The organism is Pseudomonas sp. KU26590 (genome assembly GCF_026153515.1).
Lineage (GTDB): Bacteria > Pseudomonadota > Gammaproteobacteria > Pseudomonadales > Pseudomonadaceae > Aquipseudomonas.
The window spans coordinates 3,035,113-3,057,800 of sequence record NZ_CP110644.1 but is presented as its reverse complement, the minus strand read 5'-3'; the positions used below and the strand labels follow the sequence as shown (position 1 = coordinate 3,057,800).

16 protein-coding genes and 1 tRNA gene are annotated in these 22,688 nt (G+C 61.9%); 2 read left to right on the top strand and 15 right to left on the bottom strand.

The features are described from left to right. Positions 1-50 precede the first annotated feature (50 nt). From OKW98_RS13390 to OKW98_RS13330, 13 genes are all read right to left on the bottom strand, one after another. Complete coding sequence (locus tag OKW98_RS13390; RefSeq protein ID WP_265389585.1) at positions 51-2,585, bottom strand: type VI secretion system Vgr family protein; 2,535 nt, start codon at positions 2,583-2,585, stop codon at positions 51-53. After that, positions 2,585-5,239, bottom strand: a complete 2,655-nt coding sequence (gene tssH / locus OKW98_RS13385; protein ID WP_265389584.1) for a type VI secretion system ATPase TssH — start codon at positions 5,237-5,239, stop codon at positions 2,585-2,587. Before tssH ends, OKW98_RS13390 begins: the two co-directional genes overlap by 1 nt. Before the next feature lie 188 nt (positions 5,240-5,427). Continuing rightward, on the bottom strand, positions 5,428-5,919 hold the full coding sequence (locus OKW98_RS13380; protein ID WP_265389583.1) for an Hcp family type VI secretion system effector: 492 nt from the start codon (positions 5,917-5,919) through the stop codon (positions 5,428-5,430). A gap of 19 nt (positions 5,920-5,938) precedes the next feature. Beyond that, positions 5,939-7,726: an OmpA family protein gene (locus OKW98_RS13375; protein WP_265389582.1), complete on the bottom strand. Its 1,788-nt coding sequence runs from the start codon at positions 7,724-7,726 to the stop codon at positions 5,939-5,941. 7 nt (positions 7,727-7,733) lie between these two features. Beyond that, on the bottom strand, positions 7,734-8,405 hold the full coding sequence (gene tssL, locus OKW98_RS13370; RefSeq protein ID WP_265389581.1) for a type VI secretion system protein TssL, short form: 672 nt from the start codon (positions 8,403-8,405) through the stop codon (positions 7,734-7,736). An 8-nt stretch (positions 8,406-8,413) separates the two neighbouring features. Next, positions 8,414-9,769 (bottom strand): type VI secretion system baseplate subunit TssK, encoded by a 1,356-nt coding sequence (tssK, locus tag OKW98_RS13365; protein ID WP_265389580.1) that lies wholly within the window; start codon positions 9,767-9,769, stop codon positions 8,414-8,416. 23 nt (positions 9,770-9,792) lie between these two features. Next, positions 9,793-11,331 carry a type VI secretion system contractile sheath large subunit gene (gene tssC / locus OKW98_RS13360; protein WP_265389579.1) on the bottom strand — a complete coding sequence of 513 codons (1,539 nt, stop codon included), beginning with the start codon at positions 11,329-11,331 and terminating at the stop codon, positions 9,793-9,795. Between the two features lie 31 nt (positions 11,332-11,362). After that, on the bottom strand, positions 11,363-11,866 hold the full coding sequence (gene tssB / locus OKW98_RS13355) for a type VI secretion system contractile sheath small subunit (protein ID WP_265389578.1): 504 nt from the start codon (positions 11,864-11,866) through the stop codon (positions 11,363-11,365). 386 nt (positions 11,867-12,252) lie between these two features. Continuing rightward, a complete protein-coding gene (locus tag OKW98_RS13350; RefSeq protein ID WP_265389577.1) occupies positions 12,253-13,878 on the bottom strand; it encodes an NADP-dependent glyceraldehyde-3-phosphate dehydrogenase in 1,626 nt (541 codons plus the stop codon). 142 nt (positions 13,879-14,020) lie between these two features. Beyond that, positions 14,021-15,145 carry a sensor domain-containing diguanylate cyclase gene (locus OKW98_RS13345; RefSeq protein ID WP_265389576.1) on the bottom strand — a complete coding sequence of 375 codons (1,125 nt, stop codon included), beginning with the start codon at positions 15,143-15,145 and terminating at the stop codon, positions 14,021-14,023. A 171-nt stretch (positions 15,146-15,316) separates the two neighbouring features. Beyond that, the gene (locus tag OKW98_RS13340; RefSeq protein WP_265389575.1) at positions 15,317-16,063 is read right to left on the bottom strand and encodes a DUF72 domain-containing protein; all 747 of its coding nucleotides are present in this window, start codon (positions 16,061-16,063) and stop codon (positions 15,317-15,319) included. Positions 16,064-16,170: 107 nt separating this feature from the next. Further along, on the bottom strand, positions 16,171-16,863 hold the full coding sequence (locus OKW98_RS13335; RefSeq protein WP_265389574.1) for an RES family NAD+ phosphorylase: 693 nt from the start codon (positions 16,861-16,863) through the stop codon (positions 16,171-16,173). Then, positions 16,857-17,261 (bottom strand): antitoxin Xre-like helix-turn-helix domain-containing protein, encoded by a 405-nt coding sequence (locus OKW98_RS13330; protein ID WP_265389573.1) that lies wholly within the window; start codon positions 17,259-17,261, stop codon positions 16,857-16,859. Before OKW98_RS13330 ends, OKW98_RS13335 begins: the two co-directional genes overlap by 7 nt. 629 nt (positions 17,262-17,890) lie before the next feature. Between OKW98_RS13330 and OKW98_RS13325 the strand changes: the two genes are divergently transcribed. Further along, entirely contained in the window at positions 17,891-19,948 is a 2,058-nt protein-coding gene (locus OKW98_RS13325) for a TonB-dependent siderophore receptor (protein WP_265389725.1), read from the top strand. Between the two features lie 692 nt (positions 19,949-20,640). Then, a tRNA-Asn gene (locus OKW98_RS13320) sits at positions 20,641-20,716 on the top strand. 106 nt (positions 20,717-20,822) lie between these two features. On the opposite strand, the gene OKW98_RS13315 is transcribed toward OKW98_RS13320, so the two are convergent. Together OKW98_RS13315 and OKW98_RS13310 are read right to left on the bottom strand one after the other, a co-directional pair. Further along, on the bottom strand, positions 20,823-21,797 hold the full coding sequence (locus tag OKW98_RS13315) for a biotin-dependent carboxyltransferase family protein (protein ID WP_265389572.1): 975 nt from the start codon (positions 21,795-21,797) through the stop codon (positions 20,823-20,825). Further along, a complete protein-coding gene (locus tag OKW98_RS13310) occupies positions 21,794-22,666 on the bottom strand; it encodes a 5-oxoprolinase subunit B family protein (RefSeq protein ID WP_265389571.1) in 873 nt (290 codons plus the stop codon). Before OKW98_RS13310 ends, OKW98_RS13315 begins: the two co-directional genes overlap by 4 nt. Positions 22,667-22,688: the final 22 nt, after the last annotated feature.

Here is a 22,688-nt window from a genome sequence, read left to right as displayed (position 1 = left end):
TTGCGATGCAGATCGCAACCCATCCGGGCGACGGGGCCCCTGAGCGGTGGTCACTGCTCATCGTGCTTGTCATTGGGGAACTCGATCACCACGTTCCCGGGCAACAGCGTGTGGACCGGAATGGTCTTGCCGTCCTTGTCTGTCACGCCGGGGAACCGCTCGCCCTCCTGGGTGGTGATCAGGTAACGGGCGAAGGGCGCGTAACCCTTATCGGGTTCGCTGAGGGTGTAGCCCGCGGCATAGCCCGGCGGTATCGGCGTTGCCGGGGTGGTCAGCGTGGTGGCACCGCCCTTTAGCACGTACGCGGCCCGGTGATGGATGTTCCCTGGCGCGCCCAGCTCGATGTCGCCATCCTTGATGCGGATGAAGGCGCCGCCGCAGCTGAAGACGATTTCTTCGGGCGCACTGATCTCGACACGGCCGGCCAGGCTTTCAATTTTTATCTGGTCATTCGCCAACGCGTGCATCGCGCCGCCGTAGGCGTGGAGCTGCATATCCCCATCCACGGCTTTTAGATCGAGGCCTTTAGTCACAGCGCACAGGCTGATCGCACCTTCGGCCGTACCCGTGATGTCGTGCCCCGCGCTGATGTTGGTCGAGCGGGACGACGTGATGGCGACGCTGTCACGGCCGGAGGACAGCAAAACAGCCTCGGGGCTGACCACGCCAATGCCGGCCGGTGCATGCAGTAAAAGCCCTGGTTCGGTAAGGTTGGTAAGCGCCGCGGTGAGTTGTTCGTGGCCGCTCGTATCGGCGGCAATGGTCTGGGCACTCCGCGCGGCTTGAGCCATGGAGCGGGCCAACGACAACGCGCTTTCCAACTGCTCGATTGCAGCGTCCATGTCGAGCTGCTGACCGTGGGCCTTGGCCTGTTCATCCGCACTGATAAACACCCCACGCCCGGCCCGAATGGCGCCCCAGCCATCACTGCGCAATTCGAACCCTTCGCCGCGCTTGTCCTTCTCGTTGTCGACCAGATGTCCAAGGTTCAGCTGGCTCTTGCCGCTGTGTTCGGTGCTGAGTTTGATGTGCTCATTGCCGCGATCATCTTCCATGCGCAGCTTGTTATTCGCCGGGGTGCGCAGCACGTTGCGTTTGTAATCGCTGCGCAGCAGCGTCACATGGTCAGGATGGCGACTGTCGTGAAGGGCATGGGCGATGTAGGGCCGGTCCGGGTCGCCCTGCTCAAACGCGATGGCTACTTCAGTGCCGCAGATCAGTGGCAAGTGCAGGCCGTGGGTATCGCCAGCATAGGGCCGAGCCAACCTCAACCACAGGCTTTCCTCACCCAGCTCCCAGCTGTCGCGGTCAAACAGAAAGCTGACCTTGTAGCGGCCTTCGCGGTCGATGTGGCTGTAGGGATCGTTGGCCAGCGAGCTGGTGACCCGCGCCGGGACGGTTCCGGCAATTTGCGGTTTCGCCAGCAAAGGCGGCCGAAAACAAACGCTCTCGGAATAAGGAATCGCTTCAAAGCTCAACTCAAAACTGCGATCCCGTGCAGCCCGCAACTGCAATCGGGTGATCACAGCACCCGGTTCAAACGCCTGGGGCGCGCCGCCCGGAATCTGCAACACCTGCGCCAATCCCAACGAAGCGCTGCTGCTGACTCCACTCAGCCGCGTCTGGTCATTCAGATACCGCTCATGCCGCAACCGACCATAGAAAAACCCGCTTTCCCCCAGCAGATCCTCATCCTGATCCAGTTTGTGGCCCAGGGCCTTGAACGGCTCGGCATAGTGATACGCCTCGCCATAGGTCGTCGTATCCCCCCGCGTCTGATCCACATCCCCATCCAGCCACGCACTGGCATCCCGATGGTGGTAGGCACGAAAGTGAACGCTCTGCTCCACCACCTCATGACTGACCTGCAGCCCCCAAACCCCGTCCGCGCCACTGCTGCCCAACCCGGACTGAGGCCGAAACGGCAAGCTCACACGCGGCCGAACGTAATGCCGCTGATCATCGTGAAACTCGACGACCGCGATACCCAATCGCTCGTTGTTGCTAAAGCGGTACCAGATCCCCACCTCTGCTAACAGGCGGGAGATAAACGCCAGATCACTCTCGCCGTACTGCATCACCTGCTCGCGCGCCGGGTACTCCCGCACCAGCGAAAACAGAAAATCCTGCCCCTCAAAGTCATGCCGAGTCCGCAGAATGCTTTCAACAATCTGCGGCACCGACTGATGCTGATAAATCCGGAACTGCCGTCCACGGGCCAGCAACGCCAGGCGCGGTTCCAGCGTCACTTCATAGCGCGCCTCGTCAGCAGAACCCGACAGTCGCTTGAACCCCGTCACCACTCCATGCAACGTACGCAGCGGTTCAACTGAAGGCACCGACAAACCACGAATCGCAACCGGCAAGGTATGCGCCGCCGCATGCAAGCTGAACTGCGCATCCTGCCCCAGCATCCGTTCAGCGCCGATATCCTGCTCAACCGAGGTAAATTCCACGCGGTAATGAAACGGCTGACTCAGCCGCTCCTCGCCCTCAAACGCCAGCACATCCAGCGCCACCGGCAGGTTATGAACGGTAAGTTTGTGACGGCTATGGTCGAAAAACACCCCGATGGCATCGTTCATCATTTGCCCTCCATAGACGCCGAGGCCTCGACAAACTCAAGGGTGATGCCGTCCTCCTCGCAGTGCCCCAGCACCACGCCCCGGGTTGCCAATCGCGCCGCCTGGCGCTGCAAAAGCTGCTGACTGAGCACCGGCAAAATCTGCTGATTGAGCAGGCTGTCGATGTTCCGCGCGCCGCTGTCGGGCAGCAGGCACGCCTCCATCAGCGCGTCATGCAGGCGCTCGTCGATCCGGCAGTCCAGCCCGTAATGCCGGCGCAACCGCTCCGCCACTTTGCTCAGCTTGAGCGCGACGATGCGCTTGAGCGCCGGCGCCTGCAGCGGTCGATAGATCAGCGTCTGAAAACGCGCCAGCAGCGCTGGCTGGAAGTATTCGCGCAGGACCGGTCGCAGTTGCTCGTACACTTCACCGTCGAGCGCGTCGGGGTTCGCCAGCAGGTAGTCCTGCAACAGGTCGCTGCCCAGGTTGGAAGTCATGACGATGACGGTGTTGCGGAAGTCGATTTCGCGCCCTTCGCCGTCCCGCATGAAGCCCCGGTCAAAGACCTGATAAAACAGGTTGAGCACGTCGCGGTGGGCCTTTTCCACTTCGTCCAGCAGCACCACGCTGTAGGGTCGCTGGCGCACCGCTTCGGTGAGCACGCCGCCCTGGCCGTAGCCGACGTAGCCCGGCGGCGCGCCTTTCAGCTGGCTGACGGTGTGGGCTTCCTGGTACTCGGACAGGTTCAGGGTGATCAGCGACTTCTCGCCGCCAAACAGGGTGTCGGCCAGCGCCAGGGCGGTTTCGGTCTTGCCGATGCCGCTGCTGCCGACCAGCAGGAACACGCCCAGCGGCGAGTCCTCTTCAGTCAACCCGGTTTTGGCGGCGCGCAGTCTTTGAGACAGACCAGTCATCGCTCGGTCTTGGCCGATGACGCGGGATGCCAACGACTGCTCCAGCGTCAGCAGGCTGGCCTGTTCATCTTTCAGCAGGCTGCTCAGGGGCACGCCGGTCCAGTCGGCAATCACCTGGGCGACGCTGCGATCATCGACGTCCAGGGACAGCAACGGTGCATCGCCCTGAACCGCCTTGAGCTGGGCCTGTAGATCCGCGCAGGTGTCGGCGTCGAAGACCTCCGCACTGCGTGCGGCAAGCAGCGTCTGCGCGAGATCGAGTTCGTTGGCGTGCTGGTCATGAAGTCGCCCCAACTCATCGCTCAGGGCTACAAGCTGCTCGGCGATGGCTGCCAGACGTTCATCGGCGTTGCGTCCGTTGATGCGCTGATCGTCTTGCAGCGCCAGACGTTCCTGCTCCAGCGCGGACTGCCGGGCCTTGCTCGCAATCAGCGCCTGAGGCTCGCAATCCAGGCTCATGCGCACCCGGGCGCTGGCGGTGTCGAGCAGGTCGACGGCTTTGTCCGGCAACTGCCGACCGGGCAGATAGCGGCGCGACAGCACCACTGCCGCCTGTATCGCGGCGTCCTCGATGTGCACGCCGTGGTGGCTGGCGTAGCGGGCCTTCAACCCGCGCAGCATGACCATCGCCGTCGCGTCATCCGGCTCGTCGACTTTGACCGTCTGGAAGCGCCGCTCCAGCGCCGGGTCACGCTCGAAGTACTGTTTGTATTCGCTCCAGGTGGTTGCGGCGATGGTGCGCAGTTCGCCACGGGCCAGGGCGGGTTTGAGCAGATTGGCGGCGTCGGCGCCCCCCGCCTGATTGCCCGCGCCGATCAGGGTGTGGGCTTCATCGATGAACAGCAGCACCGGGTGTTCGGCCTGCTGCACGGCCTCGATGACATCTTTGAGGCGTTGCTCAAACTCGCCTTTCACTCCCGCGCCGGCTTGCAACAGCCCCAGATCCAGCGTGCGCACGCTGACCGGTTTCAGGCTAGCGGGCACGTTGCCTTCGACGATGCGCAGGGCCAGCCCTTCGACCAGCGCGGTTTTGCCGACGCCCGGCTCACCCACCAGAATCGGGTTGTTCTTGCGCCGGCGGCTCAGGATGTCGATGACCTGACGAATCTCGTCGTCACGGCCCAGTACGGGGTCGATCTCGCCCTTGCGCGCCTTCTCGGTGATGTCCTGGGTAAACCTCGCCAGCACCGGGTTTTCCGCCGCTGAACCCGCGGACGACATCGCCACGGCAGCTCGATCCGGCGCAAGATCCAGACCCGGCCCCGGCCCCGGCCCAGGCGCCGAACCCGCGCGCTCATCGGAATGCTGTTCAAGAAACGGCAGCAAGTGGCGCAACTGCACCTCGCTCAGGCTGAGCAACGGCCAGGCCTCCACGCATGCAAGCAGGTCGGGGCTCTCGATCAGCGCGGCCAGGACGTGGGCCGAGCGCAGTTGCTCGTTGTCCTCTTCCATCGAAGCGCGCACCCAGGCGTTCTTGATCAGCCGCTGCAATCTGTCACACAGCTGCGGCTTGGCCTGGAGACTGCGTGGCAGGCGGTCCAGGTGGTCGAGCAGGCCGGTCCACAGCGCTTCGATGTCCCACTCGTAACGCCGGCCGATCAGCACCAGATCGCCGTCGCCCTGCCCCAGCAGTTTCAGCAGCCAGTGCTCGATGGTGATGTGACCGTGGCCGCGGCTCTGGCACAGCGTCGCGGCCGCGCTGAGGGCCTGGGCGCAGAAAGGGTTGAGGCGGCGAAGCAAACGGGAGGAGCTCTGTGCCATGGGTCATCGTCCTTGAACGGAAGGTTGGGGTGCCGGCGCCGAGACCGGTAACGGGTCGCGGCATGGCTGGTTCTTTAATGTGCGGTGCAGATGTGCTTGGCGGAGCGCCCGCGAACGGACGCTTCACCCAACACACCGCAGCCGGCAGACAGGCGCGCAAAAGCTGCCTGTCTGCCGGCCTTGCAGCGTCAGGCGGTCTGGCGTTCGTTCCACGAGTCGGAGTGGATGATGTTGCCGTCCTTGTAGGTCCAGGTGACCTTCTCGTAACGCAGCTCGATCATCTCCAGGTGGTTGTGCTTCTCCTTGGCCGGGTCCTTGACGTCGTGCATTTTCGGCGCGACGCGCACGACCTTGACGTTCTCCAGCAGGGTGTTGAAGTACTCGACTTCCTGGCCGGCGTCGTCGATGCGGTACCACTTGAACTCGGCGCTTTTCAGGGTCTGGCCGGTGCCGACCGCCTTGTACAGGTACGGGCTGCTGGCATCGATTTCCTTGGTGAAGAGGAACGGCGTGTGGACGCGGGCGCCGGTCAATTTGCCGGTGTTGTTGTCGGTGGGGATGTACACGCTGTGGTCCTGGGCGACCACTTCGACGCTGCCTTCCCGGGACTGCACGTTGACCGAGCCTTTGATGTCAGCGCCGCCGTCATCTTTGAGCCAGAGGTAAACGGGAATTGCCATGTGAAACTCCTTGCTTGGGTTATCGAGTGCCGCGAAATGCGACGGGGGTAGCCGGTCCGGCCCCGGCAGAAAGCGACCCGCAGGCCCCCTCTTCCGGCACCAGACGGATGTCGACGCGGCGGTTGGCCCTGCGTCCTTGTTCGGTGTCATTGCTGGCGATCGGCTGACTGGCGCCGTAGCCCTGCACGGCAAAGCAACTGCCGGGAATGCCGCCCATGCGTTGCATCCAGTCGCGCACCGAGGCGGCGCGGTCGCGGGACAGGCGCAGGTTGTGTTCCGTGCTGCCGGTGGCGTCGGTGTGCCCGGTGACGACGATCAACCAACCGGGTCGGGCCTTGATGCCGACCAGGGCGTTGATCAGCACCTGGGTCGACTCCGCCTTGAGTTCGGCGCTGCCGATGTTGAACAGCGACAGCGTGTCCAGCCGCACCGGTCCAGGCGCCTGCGCCGTCTCGGTGGGCGGCCGGTAACGGCCGATGGCGTGCCAGACCCTGATGCGCAACTGTTCGGCGCGGTACAGGCCGAGGCCCAATGACCGCGGCTCGCCGTGACGGTAGTAATCATCCAGACGACGGGCGTCGTCGTGCAGGACGTTGAACGCCGCTTCGCGCAGGGCCACGGCCTGCTGATCCTGGCGGGCGGTTTCATTGATCGAGGCGTAGCGGCGCAGGTCGTCACCGAGCTGGCGGATTAGCAAGGTGTTCTGCCGGGCCGAGCTCGACATCGCGACGACGGCAGCGAACGCCGTGAGCCATATGCCGATGACAGTGGCGCGCCTGGCTGCGGTGTTGCCGGTGTGCCGGGGCAGCAGATCAAGTAAAGCATCCGGCACAGGCAAAACACCGCCCGTGGGCCCCGTCAAATGGGTCGGCACCAGCGCGGTCTTCGCCTGTATCCAGTGCTGCCAGACGCTGCCCGGCCTGTGGTCAGGCAGACTCGCCACGCGGCAGATCGCGTACGCCAGCGGCAACCGCGAACCATTGCGGCCGTTGCGTATCAAGTGCGCAGCGACGTACTGCGCCAGCCACGCAGCGTAGGCATTCATTTGAACGCCGATTTGCATCCGCTCAGTGAGAGCAGCGGCGTCTTGTCTCTGCCAGTCCTCCACGCTGGCGCAGGTGCCGTTGTCCCGGACCTGCGCGGATGTTCCGCCGCTTTCCCAACTGAACCAGACAGATTCGGCGCCCGCACTTCCCTTTTCCCGGGTAAAGCCGCTCCCACCAACATCGCGCGACCCTGGTGAGGCTTGTTGATAGCTAACCACCCACAAAGGCAAGGTCAGCGCACACCTGCGGACCACGGAAAGCTGGTGACACAGCGCACGAAGCTCGCCGGCCACCACCGCGCTGTCGGCGTACATGGCTGGATTGATCACGAACATGACACTCAGCTGCGCACGCCATTGCGGACGTGCCGCCAGCAGCGCAGCCACCATCGCGGGCGATCGTTCAATGCTCGGCACCCTGACGTAACACCCGTTTGGCGTCGTCCGCACGGCCGTTGGCTCGGCGATATTGGCATCGGCATCGGCATCAACCGCAAAAAGCCCCGCCGCTCCCTTGCCACACACCAGCACCACGGGCAGGCGGTACTCACTGCCAGGCAAGGCTCGGAACTCATCCAGCCGCAGGGAACCACCAACACGCGCCGAGCGCCGACCCGCCAGCAGCCAGGCCCCGAGCACCAGAGCCAGGGCGCCCGCCGCCGCCAGGGCTTGAACGACCAGGCTCAGCGGCAACACGCTGATCACCATCAGCGCCAAGCATCCGGACCACAGGGCAAGTGCACGCATCAACTTGAGTGTCATGGGCGCGTCACACCTGCTCGGTCACAAGGGAGGCGACCAGAGCCGCCAGATGCGAATCCAGCAACCACCAGATGCCCGCCAGCAGCAAACCGGCCACCAGCAGGTGTAGCAACGGTGCGCGCACCCAGGCTGGCAAGGGCTTGCGGCCCCGCGCGTCGATCCACGTCGGCAACGGCTGATCCAGGCTCACCGGAGCAACCCGGCGGGTCAACTCGGCCATCAACTGTTGCCGCTCGGGGTGGTTCGGCTCCTTGTAGCGACCGAGAAATCCCAGCATCAGGACGCGGTGATAGACCCTCAGTACGCTCGGGTCCGGAGAAGGCTCGTTCAACACCTCACGCATTTCTTCGTAGAGAAACTGCCCCGCCTGATGACGCCCGAAGTAATGCGCCTGGAGCGGTTCGTGGGTCCATTTGGCGCGGGCACCGGCATCGGCGTGGATCAGCACGGTTTCATCCATGAGCGCACATTGGGCATGGCTGATGAAGTCGACATTGCGCTGGCTGACGCCGGCCTGGGTCAGCGCATCGCGAACCTCGACAACCTGCCGGGTGCACACCGCCCAGAGCGCATCGCTGTCCGGAGCGGATGCGCCATGACGCAACTCGACCACCAACAGGTAGCTGTCCTGCAGCAGTTGATCGACATCGACGGACCGCGCAGCCGCTTGGCTTTTCATTGGCCGGCTCATGAGCGCAGCACCGCAAACAGCTCAAGCTTCATGTCCGGCAGCGTCGCCGGCACATAGAACGCGCAGACTCCTTCCGCGAGCACGGCCTGACCGCTCGGATGGGCAAAGTCGAGGGCGAAATACTGGTTTTCGAGACGCAGCGGAATCGCCGCCGGCACGTGACTGAGCGGCTGCAGCGGAACGCCGTCCAGGGCTGCGTTGATCAACTGATCAACGTCGTCCGGCGTGCCGACCTTGCACAGCCGCGGGAACTGCGCCTGCAATTGCGTCGGGGCCTCGCGGCAGCGCACCGACAGGTAAAAGTCAGCGGCGTCGGCCTCACGCAGGCGCGGGTCGTTGAACGTCACTTGCCAGCGACCGGGGAGCACCCGCTCCAGCTCCAGAGCGATCACCCGTGACGGCAGACTGGCTTCCAGCAGCGTCGAAATCATCTGCATCAAGGGCGCAAACACCGTTTCCAGCGCTTCGTGACGGTAGACCGGAATAGCGTCAACGTCGTGTTCGAGGGAGAACGTCAGCAGCGCCCCCGCCAGCTTCACCAGCTCCAGATAGACCTGCTCGGGATGACGCGCCGGGCTGGCCTTGAAATCGGCGAGCACGGGTTGGTAGGTATTGAGCGCATTAAGCAGCCAGAACAGCGAAACATCCGCCACCGCGAAGTCGGCCATGCGCTGATTGCTTTCACGGCGCATGCCCATCAAGCGTTGACGCTTGGACGCCAGTTGGGTCAGCAGATTATCCAGCTGAACCTGCAAGCCCGAATGCCCGGAGAAGCTCAACAACGGCGGCACAAACGCCTCGTCCAGGCATACCCGGCCCTGGCCGTCACGCACCAGCCGGGCGACCGGGCAGGTCAGGTAATCGGCGTTGTCATCGCTGGCCACACGCAGGCTGAGCATGTGCTCAAGCACACCGATCGACTGTTGATCGTCGCCGTAGAGATCCTGCACCTGCCGCCAATCCTGGCGGTAACGCACCGGCCGGTCAGCGCGAGCGTCTTCGAACAGACAATTGCCACCGTTGGCCTGCTCCAGCGGCAGGCACAACAGCACCGTCGCGCCCTGCTCCGGGTCGATCTGAATCTGTTCGAGGGCCAGCGCGGCGGGCAGTCGATCAACGCTGTCGGTGTCGATCAAGGTGCCATCCGGCAATCGCACGCGCAGCGCGGACACCTTGAGCTTGCCCAGCCGTAGCGCCTCACCATCGAAGGTCGCTGTCTGCACGCCCCAGGGATGAATCCGCGACAAATGGGCGATGCATTCGTTGGTCCAGGCTTCCCAGCGCGCTTGCTGCTGGAATTGCTGCTGGGACAGTAGCGCCCCGGCAGCCCAGAGAGGTCGGTCTATTTTCATGTTGTGCTCACCTATGGCCGACGTCAGGTTTTGGCTTTGGGCATCTGGGAAACCAGCGAAAGATTCACGTCCATGCCTTCCACCTGGAAATGCGGCACGGCGTACAACTTCACGCGGAAGAAGCCGGGGTTATCGTCGATGTCCTCCACCGTCACCCGGGCGTCGCGCAGCGGATGAGAGGCCTGCAAATCGTCCCCCGGGTCGGTCATTTCGGTGACCAGCCCGCTGATCCATTTATTCAATTCCAGCTCCAGCAAGCGCCGGTCTTTGGTGGTGCCGATGTTTTCCCGCTGAATCAACTTCAGATAATGGGCAATGCGCGACAGCAGAAAGATATAAGGCAGGCGTGAATTGATCCGGCTGTTGGCCGTGGCATCGGCGGTGTCATATAACGCGGGCTTTTGTGTTGAATTGGCAGAGAAGAAACAGGCGTAATCGCGATTCTTGTAATACGAAAGCGGAATAAACCCCAGATTGGCGAATTCAAACTCCCGGGTTTCCGGAATCATCACTTCCGAAGGGATCTTCACCTGACTGCCGGTGCCAAGGTCATATAAATGAATTGGCAGGTCCGTCACCGCACCACCGGACTGTGGCCCGCGAATCTGCACACACCAGCCGTTGGCGACAAAACTCTTCACCATGTTCGCAGCAAAGGCAAAAGAAGCATTGGTCCACAGATATTTGCTGTGATCGGTGCCTTTGACACTTTCCACATAATTGAAACTGCGCACCGGAAGGGTGTCCGGCCCGTAGGGCAGCCGTCCCAGCACGCGCGGCATGGTCAGACCGATATAGCGGGAATCATCCGTGTCGCGGAATGACTTCCATTTGATGTATTCCGCACGATCAAAGTAATTGCCGATGTCTTTGATGGCGGCGACTTCTTCCATGTTTTCCTTGCCGAAGAAGGCTGGCCCCACCGAACCAATGAACGGCATATGCGCCGCCGCCGCGACTTTCGATATAGTGCGAAGCAGCGCGATGTCCTGAGGACTGCGATCAAACTCGTAACTGGAAACAGCCGCCGCAATGGGTTCACCGCCGGGCGTGTCATATTCCTGGGTATAGGTATGCATATACAGACCGCTCTGGGCGATCTCGGGGGCGTCTTCGAAATCCTGGACCAGATGGTCCTTGCTGATGTCCAGCAACTCGATGCGCACGTTCTGTCGGAAGTCCGTCTGATCGATCAGCGACTTCACCCCGCGCCACGTCGACTCGACCCGCTGGAACTCCGGGTGGTGCATGACGGCGTCGAGCTGGCGGCTGATCTGCGAATCGAGCGAAGCGATGTGTTCGTCCAGCAGGGTCTTGTCGAGGCGCTGGACCTTGCGCGACGTGCCTTTGAGCAGGTTCAGGAATACGCTGACGGCCGCAGTCACGCGCTCATCGGCGGAGATCTCCGACAGGGCTTCGTTGTTCTGAAACGCTTCGATGTCGCCCAGGGCTGAAACCGGGGTGAGGTTGATTTTTGAAAACAGCGCGCCATACACGCCGGTGCTTTCTTCGGACAAAACGGTGCCACCGCCTGAGACTGCGGAAGAGTGTTTCGAGGACATGTTTGATACCTGCTATCAGAGACCCGGGTGATTAACGCTCTGTGGGTGCGGCGAGCATCGCCAGTTCGGCGCGCAACTCATCACTCAGCGTTTCGTCTTTTACGATGCGTTCAAGTTCGTGACGGAAGGTTGCGTTGTCGAGCAGGTTTGATTTGAGATCACGCAACAGATTGCGGGTCGCCAGCAGCGCGCGCAATGAAGGTATTTGTCTGGCCACGTGTTCCGGTTCGAAGTCTTTCATCTTTTCGAAATTCAACTCCACTGACGCATCGGAGCCGTCGTCGGCGAACGTGTTTTCAACCGTGAGTTTCAAGGCCGGGGAAAATTCCGCCAGCACACTGTCGAAATTATTTTTATTGATATTGATTTTGGTGCGTTCGGACAAGGGCCGGTCTTCCCGGCCATTGCTGTAATCCCCCAGCACCATCAATTTGAGCGGCAGTTCGACTTTTTTCTGCGCACCGCCCGTGTGCAAATCGAGTTTTATATTGACCCGCGCTTTGGGCACTTCATTTTGAAAGCTGTTTGAAGCCATAACTCCTCCGTCGAAAATGCCACACGTCACAAAGGGGAATATCTGGATTGCAGGGCCTTTTTATCAGCCGAACGTCCGTGCCCCAAGCGATCAAGTTTTAACAAGTGTGAGCAGCGAATGGGCTGATGAAGTTTTCATCGAATTCGGGAAGCGGCAAGGCTAATGCCCTACGAATAAAAACTCTACCCATAAAGACAGGTCGAGAGCTGTCCTACGGAAGTCTAGAAACTTTCCTACAAAGTAATCCCAGATAGTGGACCGGCTGCAGAATTAAAACGCTGCGCAATGCAGTGGCGGCGGATTTTAAAGTACAGATATAAAAAGACCGCAAGCGGTTGAACAGCATCAGCTGTGCAACACGCCTGCGGCCATGTCGAGCATTTGAATCAGAAGATGTAATCAGTGGTCAGGAACGTCGACTCACGGTTGTGAATGATGTCGCTGATCAGCGCCTTGTTGCTCTCCTGGAACTTGGTCGCCACCAACGTGCGGATCGAGAACACGCGCAGTGCGTCGTGCACCGACAGGGTACCCTCGGCCGAATTCTTGCGACCGTTGAACGGGAAGCTGTCAGGGCCGCGCTGGCACTGGGCGTTGATGTTGATGCGCCCCACCTGATTGGCGAATGCATCGACCAGACGCCCGACCTGCTTGGAGTCGTTGCCGAAGATGCTCAACTGCTGGCCGAAATCGGAATCCAGCACGTACTCGATCACCGTTTCCAGATCGCGGTACGCGACCACCGGTACCACGGGGCCGAACTGTTCTTCGTGATAGACGCGCATGTCCGGCGTGACCGGGTACAGCACCGCCGGGTAGAAGAACTGCCCGTGGGTCGTGCCGCCGCCTTCGTTGACCACTTTGGCGCCCTTGCTCACGGCGTCGTCCACCAGCCCTTGCAGGTAGTCGGTCTTGCCCGGCTCAGGCAGTGGCGTCAGTGAGACGCCCGGCTCCCACGGCATGCCCGGCTTGAGCTGGGCGAGTTTTTCCTCGAACTTTTCGAGGAAACTGCCGACCACGTTCTCGTGCACGAACAGAATCTTCAACGCCGTACAACGCTGGCCGTTGAACGACAGGGAACCGGTAATGGCTTCCGTCACTGCATTGTCCAGGTTCACATCCGGCAGCACGATCCCCGGGTTCTTCGCGTCCAGACCCAGCGCCGCGCGCAGACGGTGTGGCTTGGGGTGGAGCTTTTTCAGGGCGCTGGCGGCCTTGTTGGTGCCGATGAACGCAAACACGTCGATCTTGCCGCTGGCCATCAGCGCACTGACGGTCTCGCGGCCGCTGCCGTAGATCACGTTGATGACGCCAGCCGGGAAGCTGTCGCGGAACGCTTCGAGCAACGGCCGAATCAGCAGCACGCCGAATTTGGCCGGTTTGAACACCACGGTATTGCCCATGATCAGGGCCGGAATCAGCGTGGTGAAGGTCTCGTTCAGCGGGTAGTTATAAGGGCCCATGCACAGGGTCACGCCCAGGGGAACGCGGCGAATCTGGCCGAGGGTGTCCTGCTCCAGCTCGAAGCGGCTGGACCGACGGTCGAGCTCCTTGAGGGCATTGATGGTGTCGACGATGTAATCGCAGGTGCGGTCGAACTCTTTCTGCGAATCCTTGAGGTTCTTGCCGATTTCCCACATCAGCAGCGTGACCACCGCGTCGCGCTGCTCACGCATCAGCGTGAGAAAGGTCTCGACGTGATGAATGCGGTCAGCGACGCGCATGGTTGGCCAGGCGCCCTGCCCACGGTCGTAGGCGTTGACGGCGGCGTCCAGCGCGGTCATTGCCGTGTCGGCGTCCATCAGCGGCGTGCTGCCCAGTACCACGGACTCAAGGCCCGCGTCGGTCTGCAGCGAGACCGGGCTCAGCACCGGCGCCAAAGGGCCGTGCCATTGGTGCAGTTCGCCGTTGACCAGGTAATCGCGCTGCTCGATGGCGGGGCCTGCCCGGAACTGCTCAGGGATCTCGTCGGCGCGCGGGTACAGGTTGTCCAGGCGGTTTTGCAGGGTCATCTCATTTACCTCTTCCAGTCGGTCATCGTGCCAAACAGGCTGGACACACTACGCCACAGCCGCCGCCGAATGAAAAGCGTCGAGATAAATGTCACGTTCGGGTGACACGAAAACCGTCTGAGGCCGTTGCCAGAGGCGACGTCTAGGCCACCGCCGTCTGGTTGCGACCCGATGCCTTGGCCCGGAACAGCGCCTTGTCTGCGAGGGCCAGGAGTCCATGCAAGTCCTGATCGATGTGGTCCAGCTCTGCAACGCCCAGGCTCGCGGTAACGCCTTCGTCGTGCTGGCAGGTGATGTCGGCGATGGCTGAGCGCAGTCTCTCGGCAATGACTCGCGCCGCGTCGATCGGCGTGTTGGCCAACAGCAGCGCGAATTCCTCTCCGCCCAGGCGGCCGCTGACATCTGCGTCGCGCACGGATTGACGGATGACCCTGCCGATCTGCCGCAAGACGTCGTCACCCGCCTGATGGCCGTGGCCGTCATTTATGCGTTTGAAATGGTCGATGTCCAGCATCAGGGCGCAGAGCGGCAGATGGGCTTGCTTGCAGGTCTCGTACACGCCTTCGGCCCGATGGAAGAAGGCACGGCGGTTTTGCAGTCCAGTCAGCTCGTCTGTCTGCGCGGCATGGGCGGCGATGCGATGGGCATGTTCCATTTCGCGACTCAGGCGAAAGGCCCTCTCCATGGACTGAGACAGTTTGCGGGTCGCGCTGGCGACAAAAACGGCAAAGATCAGCGACGCAACGGCCATGCCCTGCTGCGCGGTCTGGGGCTGAAACAGCAGCCAGATCGAGCACGGCAACAGCACCAGCGCAATCGACACCAGGGTCATCGAGCGGTACGCCGAATAACACGACACCGCACTCACCGTCATGCCCACCGCGAACAGCAGCACCAGCGTCTGGATCAGCAGATCCCCGGCGTGCATGAGCGCCAGCGCGCCGCCGCCCCAGATGCCGGCGGACAACACCAGCGTGAACCAGTATGTGGTTTCCCAGCGCTCTGGGGTGCGGGCGGTTTCCGGCACCCGAAAATAAGTCGTCAACATGATCAGGCGCAAGGTGGTCGAGGCGGCCAGCAGCCCCAGCCACCCGAGAATCAGCGAGTGCTCCAGGCGCTCCCAGCAGATCCACGAGAGCATCACAGCCGCCAGCGCGCTGCCGAATACAGAGAAAAAACTCTGACGGAAGAGCAACTGCAAACGATCGTTGCGCACTTGGGCCCGTATCAGGGCCTCGCGCGCCGGTTGAGAATCATGGAGGTACATCGAATTCGCCCGACCCTGGCATTGGATGGCGGCGATTGTGGCACCGTGCTATGACGCTTAACAACTGGTGCGCCAACTAACTCACATCTAACGAAAAGCAGCGGTGCAGATCGCCGCCAGATATTGTCTCAACCCTTCTGGCCCGGGCGTTCCGGGCGAAGGCCATTGGGGCTAACCGAGCAGCTCGATCAGCTTCAGCGCATCCCCGGTGGCGGCGCCGCTGGCGGTGTTGTCGAAAATACACCACGTCGGCGCGCCGCCTTGCGCCTCGGCCCTCAGTTCGGCAGCCAGACGGATCAGATAATCCTCTTCATAGGCGCTGTAATAGAGGCGCGGCGCGCCGTGCAGTCGCCAGTAACGCAACCCCGGCCAGCCTGAAGGTTGGCTGTCGTTACTGAGTCTGGACGGATCGACCCTTGCCTGGGCAATGCGGTAGTGAGCAAGCATCGGCTCCCCCTGCACCCAGCTTTCGTGGCGCGGCTCGATGACCACCTGCCCCTCAAAGCGCTCGCGCATCTGGATGAAAAACCCTTCGGCCAAGGAGGGCTCGAACGCGAGCGAAGGCGGCAACTGCAGCAGCAGGCAACCGAGCCGCTCGCCCAGTTCACCGCACTGTCCGAGAAATTCGTCCAGTGCCTGGGCGCTGTCCTGCAAGCGGTGTTCGTGGGAGATGAGCTTGGGAAGCTTCACCGAAAAGCGGAAATCCGCCGGCACTGAGTCGGCCCAGCGGGCGTAGGTTTGCGGGCGATGGGGGCGGTAGAACGAGCTGTTGATTTCTGCGGTGTTGAAGTGCCGTGCGTAGCGCTGCAAGTGGGTGCCCTCTCCCGGAAACGCCGGCGCCTGCTCGCGGCCCAGACTCCAGCCGGCACAGCCCACGAAAATTCTGCCAGTGCCGTTCAAAGCAGCATCGTTAAACACAGCACCTCCCTTCCTCGCGCCAGTACGGTCCTCGATCTCCACTGATCGAGTGACTGCCGGGCAGCGGATGAGTTCGATGTTTTCGGCGGTGTCTCGGTCCACAGCCCTCAGGCGTTGGATATCTGGTTGATCCCGATGACCTCGCCGCTCCAGATCATCTCGTAGTGGGCGCTCTGCACGATGGACATGACGTGGCGCGGGGTCAGCAGTGCCCAGCAGTGATTGCCCGGCGAGCGCACCGAGTGGTAACGCAGCCCGGCCATCCCGGCCTGCTTCGCGGCCTTGCCCAGTACATGGGATTGCGCGTAGTCGTCAGGCGCATAAATGGGGTCCGAGAAAGGAATTGCGGTGGCGTCAACACAGCCCTCCTCGCTGAAGCTGCAACTCAGGCAGCGGAACACAAAGCGCTCGTACTTCAGCGCCACGACCCGCGACCAGTAAAGCTGCTGATGGTGGCGCACTTCGGCGATGGCCGTGTCGACGGTGTCAGCCAGATACAGCACGCCGAACTCGCCGCTGCTGAAGCGCGAGCCCGCAGGATTGACATGGGTGAACGGCGCGACCGCGTAGGAACAACCGGGGATGCCGAACGGGATGTCGGCCAGGGGAATCAGCTCGATGCGGCCGACTTCGTTCTGCAGGCGCGGATTGGTCAGCGCCTGAATCCGGTACAGCGTCTCGAACTCGGCGGCATCGGCGACGTCGCTGAACAGTTCGATCGGCGGGAATTTGGAATTGACCAGGCGATAGGCCTGTTGCGTCTCACCGGCAAGTGCGGCGAGTGCATCCGGCGTCACCACTGGGCGCCCCGGAGGGTGTCGATGCGGCGGAAGGTTTCATACAGCGAAATCATGTCGCCCTGGGCCATGACGTCCAGGGGCTTTCTGCCGTTGAAGAACTCGTTGTGGTTTTCCATCGACGGGAAACCGTAGGCGTTATCAGGATTATCAAACAGGGTTCGCAGGGCGGCGTGGATGTTCAGCACGAAGCTGACCCGCTGCATCTGGTCCTGATCCAGCGCCACCGACCACTGTGCGTCGTCCTGGCGGGCGCGGGTGTACGTGCTTCGAGAGATACGCAGAATCTGACAGGCCTGCTCGCTGGTGGCCTTCCACTTGTCCAGCACCCGCAACGCCGCGCGCAAGCCGACCACGCACTCGGACTTTGACAGTTGCCGCGCTTGAATGGCGGTGGTCATGGGCATACCTCTTGATGGCTGCAGATTTATGTCTGCGGACGCAACTCTAATCCGATTGCGTCCATGGATGCAATTTCAAGTTGCAGCAGCATTGACTTGTAGCGAGATATCCGACGCCTTCCCGGCTAAAGCCGGTCCTACAGTCGAGGCCATCTTCAGTCTCACTGAATGCACGTGATCCATTGTAGGACCGGCTTCAGCCGGGAAGAGGCCTGCGCGAGCACCCTCACATCTGCGGTGTGCCACCTGACGCCTTCCCGGCTGAAGCCGGTCCTACAGTCGAGGCCATCTTCAGTCTCACTGAATGCACGCGATCCATTGTAGGACCGGCTTCAGCCGGGAAGAGGCCTGCGCGAGCACCCTCACATCTGCGGTGTGACACCTGACGCTTTCCCGGCTTAAGCCGGTCCTGCAATCGAGGTGATATCCAGCCCAGTGAGACACATGACCCCACAAGCCGCGATCCAGAGCCTTCTGGCGTGTGAAAAAAATGTGAAAATTCACCTTAGTCATATCTGGTAATGATTCGCATCTTGATTCAGAATCGCGCTCCCACCGCGCCTTCAGGAATTCCCACAGTGATCCCTCGCCTCCCCGCCACCTTTCTTCTGGCCGGTATCGTCACCGCCATGTCTGCCGCCCACGCAGCCGACGACGTCACGCTGCCGGCGATGGAGATCCAGGACACGTCCACTCAGGACGACGGGCAAAGCGTGGGCTATCAGGGCAAGCCGTCTTCGAGTACCACCAAACTGGGGCTGACCAACCAGCAGACCCCGCAGGCGATCACCACCATCACCCGCGCGCAGATGAACGATTTCAAAATGAACGGGGTCAAGGACGCCCTGCGCTCGGCGCCGTCGGTGACCGTCGAGCAAAGCGAAAGCGATCGCACTGAGTTCACCTCCCGCGGGTTCGACATCGGCAGTTTTGAGTACGACGGCATGGGCATGCCCTTCGCCCAGACGATCATGGTCGGTGACCTGGACATGGCCGAGTTCGAACAGATCGACGTGCTCCACGGCGCCAACGGTTTGATGAGTGGCACAGGTAATCCTTCCGCCACCGTAAACTTCATCCGCAAGCGACCAACGCGTGATTTCCAGGCGCAGATCGACACCAGCGTGGGTTCGTGGGACAACCGGCGCATCGACGTCGACGTGTCGGGGCCGTTGACCGACACCGGCAACGTGCGCGGCCGCTTCATCTATGCCCACGACAAGGGCAACTCGTGGATGGACCGCTACAGCCACGAGAAAAACGTCGCCGCCGGCCTGCTCGCCTTCGACCTGTCCGACGCCGACACCCTGACCGTAGGTTTCACCCAGCACAACAGCGATTCCAACGGCAGCACCTGGGGCAACTTGCCGCTGGTCGACATCAACAACAACCCGATCCACTACAGCAGCCGCTCGTCCAACGTAGGCCAGCCCTGGACCTACTGGAACATGCACACCCAGCGCGCGTTTGCCGAATGGAAGCATGACTTCGGCAACGGCTGGAACGCCACGCTCACCGGCACCGGTGTTACCGAGTATCAAGACACCAACATGCTGTATGTCTCGAGCGTCACCGACGACGACGCCTCGGTGTTCGCCGCCCACACCACCAGCAAGGCGCACCAGTTGCTGGGTGAAGCGAAAGTCTCCGGGCCGTTCAGCCTGTTCGGCCGCGAACACGAGCTGACCTTCGGCGCCGCCTACGGCCGCACGCACCAGAAAGCCCGGGAATACGACGCTGGCGGGGGCACCTACTTTGACACCTCGTTCGCCGGCATTCTCGCCGGCAATACCCCTTCGCCGCATTTTGGCTACACCAGTGACATCACCAACACGCAGAACTTCGAGGACCGGCAGAAGAGCCTGTTCGCCGGTGCGCGCTTCAGCCTGGCGGATGACCTGCACTGGATCGCCGGGGCGCGCATGCTCAGCGCCGACGGCACGGGCGAGAGTTATGGCACCGATCACGCCCAGCGCGAGCACGGCAAGGTCACGCCGTACACCGGCCTGGTCTACGACCTGACCCCGCAGTGGAGCGTGTACACCAGCTGGACGCAAATCTTCAATCCGCAGTACGGCACGGTCGGCGTCGACGGCAAAGTGCTGGCGCCGCTGGAAGGCAAAAGCCTGGAAGCCGGCGTCAAAGGCAGCGTGATGGATGATCGCCTGAACCTGACCGCCGCCGTGTTCAAGACCCAACAGAGCAACGTCCAGTCGGCGGACTATATTGAGGTGGGCTCGCAGTTCCGCTACTTCACCGACGATTACAAAAGCCACGGCATCGAACTGGAAGCGTCGGGCGAGGCACTGCCCGGACTCGACCTGCTGGCGGGTTACACCTACGTGCACATCGAAAACGACGATGGCGACAAGGCCCGTCGTTATGTGCCGACCCACGCCTTCCGTGGCATGGCCAGCTACCGTCTGCCAAGTCTGCCTCAAGCCAGGATCGGCACCCGGGTCAGCTGGCAGAGCGGGATTCAGAACGACACCTACAGCGTCATCCGCCAGAACGCCTACGCCCTGGTCGACCTGATGACCAGCTACGACATCGACAGCAACTGGAGCACCGCGCTGAACTTCAACAACGTCACCGACCGCAAATACCTGACCTCGCTGTACAGCGGCACGGCAAGCAACTACGGCGCACCGCGCAACCTGACGGCGTCGTTGACCTGGCGGTATTGATCCGGGCCGGTTTCCGCGCTGGCGGCATGAAAAATAGTGCGACCAGCACCGGACCCTGTAGGAGCGCGCTTGCCCGCGAAGGCGTCGGCACATTCGACATCACTGCCAGCTGACACACCGCCTTCGCGGGCAAGCGCGCTCCTACACTGATTGAAGTCTGGCGCGGTATTGTCGTCTGCTCCAAATCTCAGCCGAAGACGCTCTACGAGCCGGGCCGATGTCCGGTGCTCGCGGCAATGATGAATATGCGACCAGCACCGGAACCTGTAGGAGCGCGCTTGCCCGCGAAGGCGTCGGCACATTCAATATCGCTGCCAGCTGACACACCGCGTTCGCGGGCAAGCGCGCTCCTACACTGATTGAAGTCTGGCGCGGTATTGTCGTCTGCTCCAGATCTCAGCCGAAGACGCTCTACGAGCCGGGCCGATGTCCGGTGCTCGCGGCAATGATGTACATGCGACCAGCACCGGAACCTGTAGGAGCGCGCTTGCCCGCGAAGGCGCCGGCACATTCAACATCGCTGCCAGCTGAAACACCGCGTTCGCGGGCAAGCGCGCTCCTACGCTGACCGGAGTCGGGATCGTTACAGTCGTCTACACTGGATCCAGGCCGGAGACGCCAGGCAACCACTTGGGAATTTTTTAAGCCGTGTTGCTTGACTTCCCTTTTCCAATCAGTAAGATAGCGCGCATTCCGCGATAGCTCAGTTGGTAGAGCAAGTGACTGTTAATCACTGGGTCCCTGGTTCGAGTCCAGGTCGTGGAGCCAGACAAGGTTCCAGAGAAAGTTTTCAAAATCTCTAAACCATCAAAAAAACCCGCCTTCTGGCGGGTTTTTTCGTTTTTGCGTGACCCGCACGATGCCCCGGGCAGAATCAGGAAGGAAACAGCTTGCTCAGGCAACTGAGCTTTTTCTTATAGGAACGTCGCGCTTGCAGCGCCTCTTCGAGGGTTACCGCGACAAAGCGGGCCTTGTGGTTGGGCTGCATCTGGCCGATCAAATCGAGGTCGGCACTGATCACCGTGCCAATCATCGCGTAGCCGCCACCGGACACCGCATCACGGTGCAGCACGATGGGTTCGAGCCCGGCGGGCACCTGGATCGAGCCGATCGGGTAGCAACTGTCGACGATGTTCGACGGATCGGAACCGGCGCCGAACGGCTGCTCCCGGGGCTGAAAACTCAGCGCGCTGCCGCCCTTGAAGCGATAGCCGATGCGGTCGGCTTCCGAACCCACCGTCCAGGTTTCGGCGAAAAAGCGTTTCGCCGCCGATTCGGTCAAGCGGTGGTAGTACAAACCGGGCACCACCCGCAGGGTGATTTCACCACCCAATGATTGCCGTAACGCCATGGGCAAACTGGCGCCGGCGTGGCTCTTGCCACTGGCGATGCCCACCGGCAATTCGTCGCCTGCAACCAGGCGTCGTCCCTGAAAACCGCCGAGCGCGCCCAGTGCATAGGTGGAGCGACTGCCGAGCACCACTGGCACATCAATGCCGCCGGCCACCGCCACATAGGCGCGGGTACCCGCCTTGGGAAAGTCAAAGCGCAGCACTTGCCCGGCCTTCACGATGAACGCGGTGTCGTTGTGCATTTCCACACCATCGACCCGCGGTGTCATCTGCGCGCCACTGACCGCCACCAGTGCATCCTGCTCAAATTCCAACTCAGGCCCGAGCAGCGTGCATTCCAGCGCCGCCAGACCCGCCGGGTTGCCGACCAGTTGATTAGCCGCGCTCAAGGCGTACTGATCAAGCGCGCCGGACGGCGGAATACCCAAGTGGTAATACCCTTCGCGGCCCAGGTCCTGTACCGAAGTGGCGAGGCCGGGTTTCAGGACATTGATCATGCCAACACCTCCTGCAACGATTTTGGATAGCCAACGGGATCGGCGAGGAACGCATCCAGCGAAAACTCCACCGGCCTAATCCGCAGATCGAAGCGACCGGCTCCCACTTCGGCCACCGCGTGGTCGTACGCTTCCCGGTCCATCGCCTTGAACTGCACGATGTCACCCGGGCGGAAAAACACCATGTGTTCTTTCAGGTACGCGAGGTTCTGCTGTGGGTCGTAGATCGGCGCGGGGGTGACGCCAAACATCTGATAACCGCCGGCGCCGCGGACGGAGTAAATGCAACCAAAGCAACCGCCGTGCCCCAGGGTCAATTTCGGTGTGTCCGTACGCGGGCGCAGGTACTTGGGTACCTGCAACTGACGCTCGCGCTCGACCATCTGGAACATGAATGGCAGCCCGGCAACGAAGCCGACCATCGAGACAAACCAGGGCGCGCCGCTGTGGGCGGCGATAAATGCATCGACGTCCGCCAGACCGTTGATTCGTGCAGCGTATTCCAGGTCCGTGGCGCTCGGGTCTTGATGGCGGTCGCGAAAACGCATCAGGGTTTCGTGCGTCCAGGGGTCGTTGTAGAGCACCGGGATTTCGATAATCCGCGTCTGCAACGTGCGCTCGGCAACGGCTCCGGCCTCAGCGTTTTTTACCGCTTCGAGCAAGGTGTGAGGGGCGATGCGATCCGGGTCGAAACGAATCTGGAAGGACGCGTTGGCCAGGCAGATATCGAGGACGCCATCCAGCGCCAACCGCTCAACCGCGCGGGTGACGGCCAGCCCTTTGAAGAACGCGTCCAGGGACATGCTGTCGCTGACTTCGGCGAACAAATGCTCATCGGCGCCAAAGCTGTAACGAATCGGCGTGCTCATGCTTCACCTCCACTGCGGCGCT